Below are 15,277 nucleotides of genomic sequence, written 5' to 3'. Positions count from 1 at the left end.
GGCAAAAGCAAACTGAGGTAATCCTTTTCTTCCAATTCTTTTTTTTAACAAAGAAAATCGATTGAACCCAATTCCCCAACTTTTAGGACTGATCCCAATAGATTCCCCCTGGTATTTTTCTTGATTGGTTAATTCTAGATGAATGTCATTTCCTGAACTAGGGTTTGGGTAGACTCTCCACGTGGCTGATGAATTGATTCCAGCTACTCTTACAGCGATCACGTCACCGTAGTATGATTTGCCTTCTAGATCTACTTGTTTGAGTCTGTAATAGATCATTCCCCCCGCCAAAGGGAGTTTCTCGTCTGTGTAACTATAGGCTTGCGGCATTTCAGAATTGATTGCTCCTGCTATTTCTCTGATCGCAGTCCAAGACTTGATATCATTGACAGACCTTTCTAAAACGAAATGTGAATTGTTTTTCTCTGAAGCAGTTACCCATTTGATCTCGTTGCTACGGACACTTGCTATGTGGTTGACGGTGAATGAGAGGTATTCTACAGGAAGTACTCCAAAATTTAGAATTGCACAGATATTTACTGTATCTGAGTTCCAAGAAATATTACCTGATTGTCCAGTTGAAGAGGGGTTTGGTGAATTACCTGAAGGACATACCAAGTCACCTGTCCACCCTACAATATCTAAACCACTCACAATATTGATATTTGCATCTCCAAATTCTAACTTAGCATCAGGTCCTTGAAGATTGATTGTGACACCATCAAAGGTATAGGTATTTCGAGCATTGTTATCTCTGTCATCATCAGAGTCAAAAATAATTTTACCTCCATCTTCGACACATACATCAACATATTTTAATGTTGAGATCCATGCTAAATCTAAAGTTGCTCCACTTTTGACAATAATACAGCCTCTATTAGTTGCGCTTACACCAACAATGCTAAAGGCTTCTGTATTTCCTTGGTTTCTGCTTCCTAAAGTCATGTAAACCCCAGATTCTAAAACTATTCCTCTTAATGTTACTGTATTGTTTGTTGTCCAGCTGTAAAATCCTGTGCCCGTAAATTTGAATATTTGATTATTTGGAGTGCTGTAAGTTACATTTGATGGAGCTGATAAAGTTCCACCATTAGTTAAGTTTATGTTTCTATCAGGTGTACAAGTTGGACAACTCTGTCCAATGCTATTGTTCACAAAAAAAACACACAACATAACCACGGTTAGGGATAAACCAAGGCTTAATTTGCTGAAAATTTTAATCATACGGTGATGGTATAACTATTGAAACTAGGGTGATTGTTTTTCAATAATTACTAAGGCGTACGAAGATATGTAGATATTCCGAAGTGAGAAACTTTTTGTGCTATTTATTTACTAAAAAATGTACTTTATATGCATTAAAAAGTATATTGATTTTAGTTTTTATGATTATCCGCAATGACACCAGTAATTCAATAAAACGAAAGGATCAAGCGGATAATCGTCAACGGACGACGGTCGACAGTCGACAACATCTGAATTTAAGGTGTGTGCGTAATAAAATATGGTTACTGGTGCGAAAGCGGATATACATATTAGTTTTTCTTTAGTTTGTAAATGTATGATTGAGATTTGTTTTCAAGTTTGATAAAATATAAACCAGGCTGAAGCTTTGTTGTGTCTATATTTATTTCATTACCTGTTTGGTTGATTGATTTTCCTTGGATAATTCGACCAGTATAATCACTCATTGTCCAGCTAAATTTATCAATGTCCTTTCCTCTTATGAAAATATGTTCGATAAATGGATTTGGGTACACTTTGATTTCCCAATTAGGGTTGAAATCTGCTCTGATGACTTTAGAATAGCTATGGCTACCATCCATGTCAAATTGAATCAATCGATAAAAATTTGATCCAATCAATGGATGCTGATCAGTCCATTTGTAATCTGTGATTTGTTCAGAAAAGCCTTGTGCTAGAACTGTCCCGAGATTCTCCCAACTTTTCACATCGCGCGATCGCTGTATCATAAAATGATCACTATACCTCTCTTTGGCTGTAGCCCAAGAAAGTTGAATGGATTCATGAAAGAGTTTTCCTTGGAATCTCAGCCAATCTACAGGGAGTTCGGAAATTGGTTCAGTTGTGGCACTTGCATAGTTGTTATCACTCCGGGTTTCTGGAATTAGGGTATTGCTGAAAGTCTCTACAAAATTGAAATAATCAACGGCGTCCAAAACTTCTACTTCAATGGTTAACGTCGCCGTTTCCCAACTCCCCAGCGTGCCTATGTCCCAAATTGCAGGACTAGCAAGTGGGTCATAAGTTCCTTGAGAGGCTGTATGGCTTACATACGAATATCCTACAGGCATATTTTCCTCCAAAATCACTTCTCTTGCAATGCTATATCCATTGTTTTCCACTGTAATAATAAAGGTAATCTGATCCCCAACCTCAGGCTTGAGTGCTGATACTGACTTTCCTGCTATCAAGTCATATTCAATAGGGCGTATCCCAAAATTGGCATTGGATAAAGAGGCATTATCGACCACTATATTGGGTAAAATGCTATTTGGAGTGCCATCATGCCCTTCTCCAGCCCCTAGAAATTCTCCAGTACTTTCATAATACATTGGGAGAATAATGGAGGGAGCAATCTCGTTGAGTGTAGGTAACTCAGTCGTGATGATAATACTGAAGGTGCCATTGGGCACATCATTGATCACGTAAGTACCGTCCGATTGAACTACCGCAAAACTGACTACATTATTTAAATCATTGATCAAGACAGCATATAGGTTAGCGATATTTACCCCAGTACCATTGACGGTATTGTCTTGTAATGCATTCAAGTCTTCAAAAACATTTCCAGAGATCGATAAGAAAGTAAATCCACTGGTTCTCTGCACTACTCTGTAGAAGGAAGCTGTCCAAGTATTGATTGTTTTATTGTTACTAAATCCATTGTCACCCGTGGCCCACCAGATATGCTCTGGACTTTCTTGACCTGTGACATTCACTTCTATAGATTGAGGACTATCAGCTGGTGTCAGTCCAGTTCGGGGAATCAAGGAATCATCCCAAAAGATAAAATCTTTCCCCGGGTCACCTGGGCGAACATTGTCCACATGAATTCCCAAACATTGCTCTAAGTCGTAAATAGGGAAATGAACCGGGAAAAATGCCACTGAGGCAACAAAATTGACCTCCCCACCACTGGGTAACTCTACACCATTGGCATCTTCCCCATTCCAGTAAATGGTGTAATTACCTGGGCTTTCATAGATTTCTGAAAGGATCACATCCGTATCTGCATCATACTCACCATTTCCATTAATATCGATGAGGATATCTACAATGGCTGGAAGACTGATATTGATGTTGACATTAGCTTCTCCACCAGTGGCAGGAGGCGCTTTTTCACTGTACACGATATCTAGGGTAGCTGATGGTGGCGTTGTGGTCTTCCAGATACTAGGGTCAGGGTCATTGATGAAAAGGGGATACTGATAGTTATTTGTAGAAGTTGTGGTGATGGATTTTCTATTTTCTTCGTAGCTCAATGTATTTCTAGGCCCATCTTGATTGGCAAAGAAGTTTGTCCAACCTCCTGAAGATCCGGGAAATCTAATATGTTTGACAAAGTAATCGTCCGTAGCTGTTGTGTAGGTGTTGTCAATGGGAACAAAAAAACCAAAATCGTCATGAAAGGAATAGGCATCAGCCTGACCTTTGTTGAGAATTGTTAAATTGTTGATTGAGATATCTGCTCTTGAGTTGGAAACGCTCCAATATCGAGAATACACTCTTCCTTTCTGCTCGATGTAGCTGCCTGCACTACCTGAGGCTACTGTAATATCCCAAAAATTGATATTAAAACCTGAGCTTACTATTGTGCTATTTGTATCTGGATTACTTATTTCAACCCAAAATGCGCGATCAGCTCCAGTATTATTCGTAAAGCTCCTTCCTGTATATCCTGTACCAGTTACTTGTGAAGGTCCAATGTGCGCTGCAATAGCATCTGCTGGTCTGCCATTTGCCCCACCGCTTGAACTTGCATCATAGTCAACTGAAGATATTTGGGTTCTTGCACTACCAGATATTCCTTCAGGAAAAAAACCTGTTGAATTAGCATCATAATACCAACGAACTCTGATATTCCCTGTAGACCCTGCTCTTCTGAATCCCCAAAAAACAGTTTCTCCTTGTTTTACATACACATATAATCTATGCCCTGGATTATATCCAGCTACACCAGAAGGTATCATCATACATCCTCTTGTGCCATAACCAGAAACCCCCGAACTTGCTGGCACCCATAGCATACTTTGACGATTGGGGGCTGTACCCCAATCTCCTGAACCTTCGGCGGTTAATTTTTGAATTGTAGCAAGAGATATTATGAAAAATATTGCTAATATGAGTTTCGCTAAAGAATAAAATCCCTTAGTGCAATTATTTGAAAAGATATAAACGTTGTAAGTCTTCATTTTACCCTGAGTTTGGGCCTACGGGACTAACTCTTTTTCCTTTTTAGTAAGGTTAAAGACTTGTCCGTAACTTTCTGAAAACAAATATCCTACGCGGTAAAATATAAAACAATAGATTAGTTTACAAAGCGAAATACAGTATTCAAAATCCATTTTATTAGCTGAATTCAAATAACTAAATATGCAGAAAATTAAATTGACTTTTTATAAGAAAAAATTAACCCCTATCAAGCGAATGATAGGGGCTAGAAATTCAGTTTTATACATAGATTGGATTAGCCATTCATGCTGATCAAGAATTCTACATTGTCTCTTGTTCCGCGCATTCTTTGTAGCAAGAACTCCATTGCTTCTTGAGAATTCATATCTGACATTAGCTTACGCAAGATCCACACACGCTGCATTTCCTCTTTGTCCATCAATAGATCCTCTCTTCTTGTACCAGAGCTAGGCACATCGATCGCAGGATATATTCTTCTATTGGAAAGCTTTCTGTCAAGGGCAAGCTCCATGTTACCAGTCCCTTTGAATTCCTCAAAGATCACTTCATCCATTTTAGAACCTGTTTCAACCAAGGCCGTTGCGATAATGGTCAATGAACCGCCATTCTCTACATTTCTTGCAGCACCGAAGAATCTTTTTGGCTTGTGTAGGGCATTTGCATCCACACCACCAGAAAGGATTTTACCAGAGGAAGGTACTACTGTATTGTATGCTCTGGCCAATCGGGTGATAGAGTCTAAGAGGATCACGACATCATGACCGCATTCTACCATTCTTTTCGCTTTTTCCAATACAATAGAAGCTACCTTCACATGGCGCTCGGCTTGCTCGTCAAAGGTTGATGATATCACCTCTGCCTTTACAGATCTAGCCATATCTGTAACCTCCTCTGGTCTCTCGTCGATCAACAAGATCATCAAATGAACCTCAGGATGATTTTCAGATATTGCATTGGCTATTTGTTGAAGAAGAACAGTCTTACCTGTCTTAGGTTGTGCTACAATCATCCCTCTTTGACCTTTTCCAATAGGAGCAAATAAATCTAGAATTCTGGTAGAATAGTTATCAGATCTTGTTGTTAGATTTAATCTTTCTTCGGGGAAAAGGGGAGTCAAATACTCGAAAGGAATTCTATCTCTGATTTCTTCAGAAGTCTTGCCGTTTACCGTAATAACTTTCAATAAGGCAAAATACTTCTCCCCCTCTTTAGGAGGTCTAATAGTACCTTTGATATGATCACCGGTCTTTAGACCGAAAAGTTTGATTTGTGAAGGGGATACGTAAATATCATCTGGTGATGCCAAATAATTGTAATCTAAAGATCTCAAAAAGCCATAGCCTTCTGTCATAATCTCAAGCACACCTTCATTCTCGATAATGCCTTCGAATTCTTTAGGACTTACATAAGTTTTTCTCTTGTTTGGTACAACTTCGGCGGTGGGGATATGTACTTCATCAATATCTCTGATGTTTTTCCGCTTTGGAAGTTCTACTTCCTGCTCAGGGGTTGTAGCAGCTTTGGGTTTTTCTGTCTCGATTTCTTCGATGACTTTTCTTCTAGGCCGGATGAATTTTGGTTTATCATCCTCAGTAGCTGGACTTGGGGTAGAAGGTTTTGATGGTCTATTAGAATCTTCTATTGACTTTTCTTGAGGTTTTGATTCTCTAGCTGGGGCTTCTCTTTTTGGTCTTTCTTCCCTAGCTACTGGTTCTCGTCGAGGCTTTTCTTTGACCTCAGCATTAGATTCATCTTTTTGCTTGTCCTGTTCCTCTTTAGCTATTTCAGTGACATTTTGTCTTCTGAATTTAGGTTTGGAGTCATCTTCTTTTGGGGTCTCTGCAACAGGGGAGGGTGATTTTGTGTCAGGTTGAGCCTGATCTCCTTCTGTTACGGAAGGTTTCTTTTTTGGGAGGGCTTTTTCTGGGGTGATAGCCTGTTGATCTAGGATCGCATAGATTAGATCGTCTTTTTTCAGAGTTTTGAAATTCTTCACTCCCAACTCCTCTGCGATTTCTTTCAATTCAGAAAGAAGCCTGATTCTTAATTCTTCTATGTTATACATAAAAAGCTTATGAAATTGATAATTTTACTAAGATGTGTAATTGATTAAATGTATTGAGTATTACTGAACTGAATTAAAAATATATTCAGGATAGTATAAAACCCACGGGGAGAGGATTTTGAAATACTGTGACACCACAATATTACATCTTCCATTCTTAATACGCAAGTTTTTGTCCAAAGGACTTTATCATAATAGCAATTGTCTCAGCACTTTTACTGATTTCCAAGCCCCATGGTCTTCTAAATGTTGGGAATAGAAAATCAAGAGATGGTCTAAAAGCGCTTTCCTAGTCTTGCTAGTTATGGTCACTTTACAGTCAAAGGATTCCGCAATGAGATGATCTAGCGCTTGTAATTCTTGTTGGATCAATTCTGGTACTTTCATTTCTTGAAGGATTTCTTCAAAAAATGACTTAGAATCACTTGGAGCAAAACCTAAGTAATTGGACATCTCTAAAAGGAATACTATGGGAAATAAAGCCAACTTGACAGATTCACCATCCAAATGCTTCAGAGATTGCTCCAGGAAGTCATAAAGCTGCTCGTTTTGATAACCCTCGTAAATGGATTTACTGATGGCTTCTGCTACAAACATCGCAATGCCTGACCTGATATAATCAAAAGGGATTTGCTGATAAGGATATTGAAGTTTTGCTTCCGAAATCCTATTGAGACTAAGTGATTCTTTGTCATAGACTACAAGATCAAGGATGGTCAAAGGTTGGTAAAGTGCCATTTTGTTCTTACCCTTGGCTACTCTAACGCCATTGACAATGTATGATTTTAGTCCCAGTTCTCTAGTGAATATCCGGACAATGATGGAAGTTTCCTGGTATCGGATGTAGGACAGGACTATACCTTGGGACTTTTTTAACATCAGAGGATCACAAATTTACTAGCAATTCTTTCTCTACCGATTTCATCTATCACGAAGACCATATATACCCCAGGGATAGGTCTTTTTCCCGATAGATCTCTCACATTCCATATATAGCTACCACCTCGCACTTGACTGGAAAAAATCACTCTACCCGCCGCATTGCTAATTTTAATTTCTGTAAAATTAGTCAATCCTTCTATGGTCATTAGTCCATTGAAATCAGGCCTGATGGGGTTCGGGTAGATTTTGATATTATTCAATTGATCACTGGCCGCTATACTTCCTGACCTGTAACTTTGGCCTCCAGCAGGAGTAGTGATCAATAACTCTCCCGTAAAGTTGTTGAATTGAAGGTTGTTGATCTGATTGGTGAATAGGGGGCTATTAGCCCTTGTGAAATGGGCGATTGTCGTTGTTGCTTCTGGTGCAAATTGGAACAATCCATTGGAGTTTGTTCCTAGCCATAGATTTTGATCAGGAGAAATGGCAATTGCATTCACCGTTTCTCCAGAAAGTAAGGGTTGATTTTGAAAAAGTGGCTGAACTACATTGATGGCAGTGGAATTCTGAATCGAAGCTACATTTGGTACAAAAACGATTCCATTACTCAAGCCTATCCAAAGTCTATTTTCTCCATCTAGCTTGATATCTCTGATGCTTGTGTTGGGTAAGCCTCCTTGATTAGGGCTTGTGCTGAGTGACCTGTTGAGTTTTGAATCTTCATTGAACACCCTAATGGAGGTATTGCCAAGGTTGTTGGATTGCAAGATCCAAAGGTTACCTCGGTTGTCAACCTCTATTTTTTGTGGAAAGGAAAGCCCAGTTACTTGAATGCTAGATTGAGAATCATCAGGTCGGATCTTGATCAAGCGTCCTTGATTGTCTTCTAAACCAACCCAAAGTTGCCCCATAGCATCAGCTTGGATGGTTCTAATACGTGTATTTGGATTTACACCATTTAGGATTATTTGTCGAAATTCATTGTTTTCAAAAGCCCATAATCCCTGATTTATGCTTGCGAAAAAAGTTTTGGCTCCTATGGATTGAATGGCGATGATATTTTCAAGATGGTCTATTGCATCCCAAGAGCCAGAGCGCAGTATACTTCCCCTGCTTCCAAAAGACATATTTAGTTGACCATTACTTTGTCTTAAAAAGGGAAAAGCAAAGCTCCCGCTAGGGTCAAATGCAAAAGCTTGGACCTTGGTTTGAGGTCCATTGGGCGAATAGTTGCTTCCATCAGAGTTTCTTATTATCCCCCTTCCAGCAATACTGAGATAAGTGTCCCCTGAAGTGATGTGAAAATCGTCAAAAGATTGTTTCCAAGTCAAATAGATGCCAAAAGAGCCATTGGCTTGCAACTGATAAATCGATTGACCTGATTGAAAAAACAAGGCGTTGGAGAAGTGTTTTAGATTTCTTGCATTGCTTATTCCTATGAGTGCAAATGCATTTCCATTCTCAAAAATGAATATTTCTCCTTCCTCACTCAATGCAAATAGGGTGTTTTCATAGAATTCGATTTGCCTGTATCTGGTTCGATTATTGGAATCCAATAGATTCCAACTTCGGAAATCTCTCAAGTTCTGAGATTTGTTGCCGACCAACACCCCAATGGTCGTCGCCAAGTAGTATTTTTCTGAGTCTTCGGTGATGTCAAGTACCGGAAGTGTAGTCGCATTTGGCCCGATATTGATGAAGGCATCTACGAATTGATTGTTACTACTATTGATGATGGCCACGCCAAAGTCCGCTGCAAGAAATGTATTGGCGCTTAGTTTTTTGATGCGGTTGATTCCTTTCTCGCGGATCTGTGTGTTGTTTCTTAGGGTAGCGATGTTGCGAATGTTATGCTCACCAAGCAAATCTATGCTGCCATCCGAATAGGTGATGATTAGTTTTTTTTCATCTTCATCAAATGCAGCATTAGTAAATTGCTGTGCATAAAGTCCGTCTAATTTAGAGACTGGGAATACTTCTTCAGATGTGGTAGACAAGTAGAATAGACTTTCATTTCCTACATGAAAAATTGTCTGCTCGTTGCCTGTGAGTATAGCGGGATCTAGATAACTGATATGCGCTCGCCAAGAACCAACAGGGATAATGGATTGGGCAAAAATAAAGGGATTAGAATAACTGATAAAGAAATACAGAGTTAGCCCCATGATTAGTTTCCATTTCAAAGAAACACACGATCTAAATGAGGACTGAGTCTGATTTTTCATTTTCAAAATTACTTTTTATCCTCGTAGAAACATTTTCTACAGCGGGCTTCATAGCTTTCTTTTTCGCCCAAGACTACTTTTTCTTTTGCATCAGATAGTCGGAAGGAGTAAGAGGCTAAATCCCCGCATTTCATACAGATTGCATGCACTTTGGTGACATACTCTGCAATAGATAGTAGCTGTGGCATGGGATCGAAAGCTTTTCCTTCAAAATCCATATCTAGTCCGGCTAAAATCACTCTTTTGCCCGAATTGGCTAAGATATTTGCTACTTCTACGATCCGATTATCAAAAAACTGAACTTCATCAATCCCAACCACATCACAATCTCCAGCCAATAAGATGATATCTTCCGCAAATTGAACAGGGGTAGATCGAATGGCATTTTCATTGTGAGAAACTACATCAAATTCATGATACCTTTTGTCGATGGCTGGCTTGAAAATCTCAACTTTCTGCTTGGCAATCAAAGCACGATTCAGCCTTCTGATCAACTCTTCAGTTTTTCCCGAAAACATGGATCCACAGACTACCTCGATGTGTCCTTTTCTTTCTTTTTTATTATTGGATCCTATAAAAGGCTCTATAAACATACTTGAATTCTTTTTTGAGCTAAGGTGGGTGGAGTAAAGATTTATGAATCATGAGGTAAGAAACAAGAGACAAGATGTGAACTTCTATTTACCCATCATGAAAGAATGAAGGAGGAGGGATGAAGGAACAAGCACCATTCTACTAATCCATTTCCCAATAATTAATCCACTCAATCAACTAATAACTAATCCCTCTATAAACTAATCACTATACTCCATATGTGGAAACTTATTGATGTCTGCTACTCGGATTTTGAGAGTTCCAGATTTCAATTCAGCTTGGCAAGTTAACCTTTCATTCAATTTTAATCTGTCTTTTTCTCTAAAAAATTCTTCCCTATCTGTCAATGGGCTCAGGTTTTCAGCACCTTCTGTGATGATCATTTTGCAAGAGGTGCAGCGGCCTTTTTTGCCACAAGCATGCATCCAATCGATGTAGTTTTCATGAATTATTTCTATAACTTTACGCTTACTTTCAAGAGCATTTATTTCCTTGTGATGTAAGTTCTCGATGATAATTTTCAGCATGATTTGTGCTCTGAATATTTTAAAATCCCTACTTATGAGTGTTAAAATTAACAGCAAATATCTAGAAAACTATTCCTTAGAATTCGCTAAAAAGGTTTGCGACCAATATTTTTCTTCAAAAAAGTACATGACAGGTGCAGAGCTTGTTAAGCTTACGCCAAGCAAACAAGTCAATTTCTTTGTGATCAAGTCACTTTTTGAGGCTTGGCAAGAGGAATTGGAAAAGTTGAAATCCAATCCATACTTTGATTACAGGGACAATAATGTACATCTTGCATTGCAAGAATTTATGAATGTTCTCTCTAGGTCGATCAAAATAGATAGAGAAAATTTCGAGCCTTTATTGGTAGAGTCGGTAGGCTTTTCCATTGTTTTGGCTCTCGATCCACTAAATTTTTTCAGGGGAGAATTTGACAAAGCTGGCAATACAGGGATTAATTCCTTTTTGAAAGAAAATAAAAAGTATTATCGCTGGCACGAGAGTTTAGTTACAAGCTTAATTGATAGAGCTGGGATTTCTCAAAGTGTAGATGCTTACAAAAACGCATTACAGCAGAATTTTGAACAACAAAAAGATACCTTGAGCACTGCTGAAGCATTATTGGAGGAACTCAAACAAGTACTTTACTTGGATTTTGAGATTCTTTTTGAAAGAATTGAGAAAAAGCCACAAGATGTAGCCCCTTTTTCTGCGGATCATGCTGATGTGAGAGAAGATAAAATAGATGCTATTCAGGATGAAATAGTACCTGAAATAGCAGAGGATTCTGATGTAGAGATGGATTTTGAGGAAGAAGGATCAGAAGAGGTTAACATACCCCATGAAGAATCTACACCAAGTGGGGCTACGACAAGCTTCAAATCAGTAGACCCGAAGAAAGCCATAGATCCCTTGCAAGCTTGGGCAAAATTTGAATCTGAGCAATATAGCATCATGAAGGGTACAATTTCTGAGCTTTCGGAGAGTGTTGGTATTAATCAGCGGTTTATGTTTACCAAAGAGCTATTTGATGGCAATCCAGATTTGATGAAGCATGCGTTGAAGTCCATAGATCAATGTGATAGCTTTATGGAAGCGATACAACTCGTCAATGAACGTTACGTTGGTGAATTGAATTGGGATAAGAACTCCGAGCCTGTGGAGGAGTTTTTACAGCTGATTTTCAGGAAATTTGATCAAAAGGTTTGACGATAAAATTTGAAAGTTCAAATCTGGTTTTAGATATTAATTGATACCTCTCAGTAACAGACTGATTTAATTTGTCACGCCCGGTTTACCTTAAGTATAGCGGATAATTTATTAATAGATGTTTTATTGGCTTTATGCACATTCACATTGGAAGAGACAATGAGCGTATTTGTTCAATATCCAAAATATATAATATCCATCAAGATTTACAACAGAAGAAATTCTTGGTTATTTTAAAAAGTATAGTAAGTATTTTTTTCCAATATTCAGCACCTCTCTACATCTTTATCCCTCAATTTGACCACTTCTAATACATGAATTTGTTCGGGCTTTGGCAAATGCCTACTTTTTGAATGATATTCAGCAATGAAGTCATTTTAAAGATTCAAAACAGCTCAGATATGATTAGACAAAAACTCAATTTGAGACCATGGGGATTGCTCCTTTTTGGTCTTCTAATCTCCTCCATGCAAGTCATGGGGCAAAAAATCCCTACACCCGAAGAGCATTTCGGCTTTGGCATGGGTCAAGATTATCACATTTCCAATTACACACAGACTGAAGCTTATTTCAAGAAAGTCTCAGGAATTTCTGACCGAGCTGAGTTAGTATCGATCGGCAAGACTGAAGAAGGTCGAGAGCAGTGGATGATGATTGTCACTTCTCCAGAAAACCATAAAAATCTTCAGAGATTCAAAGATATCTCAGTCAAAATGGCTAGAGCCGAAGAGCTTACTGAGCAAGAAGCAAGAGATCTTGCTGAAGAAGGAAAAGCAGTAGTCTGGATTGATGGTGGCTTGCATTCTACTGAGACGGTAGGTATTCATCAGCTGACGGAGACGATCTATCAGATTCTTAGTAGAGATGACAAAGAGAATCAGCGGATTTTAGACAATGTGATTACGCTCTTTGTGCATGCCAACCCTGACGGGCACGAGAAAATAGGGAACTGGTACATGAGAAATCCTGAGCCAGAGAAAAGAAGTTTGTCTGGATTACCTGTCCTTTATCAGAAGTACATTGGTCATGACAATAATAGAGACTTCTATATTCAAAACATGAAGGAGTCCACCAATTTGGGCTATCAGCTTTTTGTAGAATGGATTCCTCAGGTGATGTACAATCACCATCAAAGAGGTCCCGCAGGTTCTGTTTTGGCGGGACCGCCGTATAGAGATCCTTTCAATTATGTCTTTGATCCGATGATGGTGACAGGAATAGATGCTGTTGGTGCAGCGATGTACAATCGTCTCAATGCCGAGAATAAGCCAGGTTTTACCAGAATGAATGGTTCAACTTTCTCTACATGGTACAATGGTGGTCTGAGAACTACGACACATTATCACAATATCATTGGGATTCTTACAGAGATTGTTGGTGGCCCTAACCCGGAATCCATCCCTTTGGTGCCGGATAGATTGGTTCCAAATGCCAATACACCATTTCCAGTGACTCCACAGGAAACATGGAAGTTCCAACAGTCTATAGATTACTCTGTTTCTTTGAACTATGCCGTATTGGACTATGCTGCTAGGAATAAGGATCACTTACTTTACAACATCTACTCTATGGGCAAAGGCTCAATTCAGAGAGGTAGTGAAGATTATTGGACGCCATTTCCGAAGAAAGTGGAGGCGATCAAGACTGCCTATGCCGATTCTCAAAAAGAGAATGCAAGGGGGGGTAACTCAAGGTGGGGTATTCCTTCTGTATTTTATGATAGCGTCTATCGTGCTCCAGAGAAGAGAGATCCTAGAGGTTTTATCATTCCATCAGATCAAGAGGATTTTGCTACCGCAATCAAGTTTGTCAATGCATTGATCAAAACTGGAATTAGAATAGAAAAGGCTTCAGCTGACTTTACGGTCAAGGGGAAGCGGTACCCTAAAGGTTCTTATGTGGTCAAAACTGATCAGGCTTTCAGGCCTCATATCATCGATATGTTTGAGCCGCAAGACTATCCTAACGACTTCCAGTACCCAGGAGGGCCTCCAATCAGACCTTATGATGCTGCTGGTTGGACTTTAGCTTATCAAATGAATGTGGACTTTGACAGGATATTAGAAGGCTTTGAAGGGCCTTTTGAGACTTTGACTTACGGAGTGCTTGAGAGTCCAGGTTCGACTACAATGAAAGAATCCAAGGCAGGATATCTTATCAGCAGTGTACACAATGATGCTTTTGCTATTGTCAATGAATTGATGAAAAAAGGTGTCAAAGTAGGTAGAATTACAGAAGTAATAGCAGATATGCCATTAGGGTCATTCTATGTGCCAGCCAACGGATACAAAATCTTGGCGGATTATGGAAAACAGTTTGGGCTTCCAATCACAGAAGCTAAAGTAGAGCCAAAAGCGATCAACTTCATTAAGCCATCAAGAGTAGCCCTTTATGATTACTATGGTGGATCTATGCCTAGTGGTTGGGTAAGATGGATCTTAGAACAATACAACTTTGACTTCCAATTGATCTTTGCTAAAGAAATAGACAATGGTAACCTGAATACAAAATATGATGCAATTCTATTTATCAGCGGTGGAATTCCTAGTGTAGGGTCTACTGGTGGATCTAGAGGTCCAGATGAATCGAGTATTCCTGCAGAGTATAGGCACATGGTAGGCAACTTATCGACAGATAAATCCATCCCTCAGCTGAAAACATTCATGGAGAATGGCGGTAAAGTTGTTACTGTTGGCGCAGCTTCTATTTTAGCATATCACATGGATCTTCCAGTGAGAAATGCCCTAGTTGAAATCCAGCGTGATGGTTCTGAAAGACCTTTAGCGAGCGAAAAGTATTATGTTCCGGGTAGTGTGTTGCAGACCAGAATTAACTCTAATCAAGTGGGCACCTACGGAATGGATGATTATGCTTTCGTATTATTCAACAATAATCCAGTATTCAAATTCAAGCCAGAAGCTAAGCTACAAGGTTTAGAAATCTTGAGTTGGTTCGACAGCCAGACGCCATTGAGAAGTGGATGGGCTTGGGGAGAGGCTTACTTGGAGGATGGAATTACTGGTTTCTCAGCTCCTGTAGGCAAAGGCTCTTTGATTGTTTATACACCTGAGATCACTTACCGAGCTCAATCACATGGTACATTTAAGTTGCTCTTCAATCAATTGTATAAATAAATTATATGATTATCCGCAATGACACCAGTAATTCAATAAAACGAAAGGATCAAGCGGATAATCGTCAACGGACGACGGCCGACAGTCGACAACATCTGAATTTAAGGTTTGTGCGTAATAAAATATGGTTACTGGTGCGAAAGCGGATATACATAATAAATTATAATTATTGAGTTGCTGATTGAATTGAAGATTCGATTTTCAGTTAATAATCGTCGACAGAC

9 protein-coding genes are annotated in these 15,277 nt (G+C 39.1%); 2 read left to right on the top strand and 7 right to left on the bottom strand.

The features are described 5' to 3' along the window. The 7 genes from CHB66_RS10165 to CHB66_RS10135 form a co-directional block, all read right to left on the bottom strand. Window positions 1–1,173: hypothetical protein (locus CHB66_RS10165; RefSeq protein WP_089240519.1), on the bottom strand; the 1,173-nt coding region annotated here is incomplete at its 3' end. A 362-nt stretch (window positions 1,174–1,535) separates the two neighbouring features. Then, window positions 1,536–4,271: a T9SS type A sorting domain-containing protein gene (locus CHB66_RS10160; protein ID WP_170932466.1), complete on the bottom strand. Its 2,736-nt coding sequence runs from the start codon at window positions 4,269–4,271 to the stop codon at window positions 1,536–1,538. A 440-nt stretch (window positions 4,272–4,711) separates the two neighbouring features. Then, complete coding sequence (rho, locus tag CHB66_RS10155) at window positions 4,712–6,502, bottom strand: transcription termination factor Rho (protein WP_089240515.1); 1,791 nt, start codon at window positions 6,500–6,502, stop codon at window positions 4,712–4,714. Window positions 6,503–6,691: 189 nt separating this feature from the next. After that, a complete protein-coding gene (gene recO / locus CHB66_RS10150; RefSeq protein WP_089240513.1) occupies window positions 6,692–7,381 on the bottom strand; it encodes a DNA repair protein RecO in 690 nt (229 codons plus the stop codon). After that, window positions 7,381–9,549: a type IX secretion system anionic LPS delivery protein PorZ gene (porZ, locus tag CHB66_RS10145; protein ID WP_089240511.1), complete on the bottom strand. Its 2,169-nt coding sequence runs from the start codon at window positions 9,547–9,549 to the stop codon at window positions 7,381–7,383. The genes recO and porZ overlap by 1 nt, the downstream gene beginning before the upstream one ends. Before the next feature lie 68 nt (window positions 9,550–9,617). Then, window positions 9,618–10,202, bottom strand: a complete 585-nt coding sequence (locus CHB66_RS10140) for a thymidine kinase (protein ID WP_089240509.1) — start codon at window positions 10,200–10,202, stop codon at window positions 9,618–9,620. A 201-nt stretch (window positions 10,203–10,403) separates the two neighbouring features. Then, on the bottom strand, window positions 10,404–10,730 hold the full coding sequence (locus CHB66_RS10135) for a 2Fe-2S iron-sulfur cluster-binding protein (protein ID WP_089240507.1): 327 nt from the start codon (window positions 10,728–10,730) through the stop codon (window positions 10,404–10,406). Window positions 10,731–10,764: 34 nt separating this feature from the next. Here CHB66_RS10135 and CHB66_RS10130 point away from each other — a divergent pair, with 34 nt between their 5' ends. Together CHB66_RS10130 and CHB66_RS10125 are read left to right on the top strand one after the other, a co-directional pair. Next, window positions 10,765–11,919 (top strand): hypothetical protein, encoded by a 1,155-nt coding sequence (locus CHB66_RS10130; protein ID WP_089240505.1) that lies wholly within the window; start codon window positions 10,765–10,767, stop codon window positions 11,917–11,919. A gap of 401 nt (window positions 11,920–12,320) precedes the next feature. After that, entirely contained in the window at window positions 12,321–15,053 is a 2,733-nt protein-coding gene (locus tag CHB66_RS10125; RefSeq protein ID WP_089240555.1) for a M14 family metallopeptidase, read from the top strand. Window positions 15,054–15,277 lie beyond the last annotated feature (224 nt).

Source organism: Belliella buryatensis, assembly GCF_900188245.1.
GTDB lineage: Bacteria > Bacteroidota > Bacteroidia > Cytophagales > Cyclobacteriaceae > Belliella > Belliella buryatensis.
Note: the sequence above shows the minus strand (reverse complement) of the source record. Positions and strands in the feature narration are given on the sequence as shown.

What these genes read in the sequence shown, in the direction of transcription:
- porZ (WP_089240511.1), bottom strand. Translation starts at nt 9,549, where the DNA reads ATGGGGCTAACTCTGTATTTCTTTATCAGTTATTCTAATCCCTTTATT.
- CHB66_RS10125 (WP_089240555.1), top strand. Translation starts at nt 12,321, where the DNA reads ATGATTAGACAAAAACTCAATTTGAGACCATGGGGATTGCTCCTTTTT.
- CHB66_RS10130 (WP_089240505.1), top strand. Translation starts at nt 10,765, where the DNA reads ATGAGTGTTAAAATTAACAGCAAATATCTAGAAAACTATTCCTTAGAA.
- CHB66_RS10135 (WP_089240507.1), bottom strand. Translation starts at nt 10,730, where the DNA reads ATGCTGAAAATTATCATCGAGAACTTACATCACAAGGAAATAAATGCT.
- rho (WP_089240515.1), bottom strand. Translation starts at nt 6,502, where the DNA reads ATGTATAACATAGAAGAATTAAGAATCAGGCTTCTTTCTGAATTGAAA.
- CHB66_RS10140 (WP_089240509.1), bottom strand. Translation starts at nt 10,202, where the DNA reads ATGTTTATAGAGCCTTTTATAGGATCCAATAATAAAAAAGAAAGAAAA.
- CHB66_RS10160 (WP_170932466.1), bottom strand. Translation starts at nt 4,271, where the DNA reads ATGCTATGGGTGCCAGCAAGTTCGGGGGTTTCTGGTTATGGCACAAGA.
- recO (WP_089240513.1), bottom strand. Translation starts at nt 7,381, where the DNA reads ATGTTAAAAAAGTCCCAAGGTATAGTCCTGTCCTACATCCGATACCAG.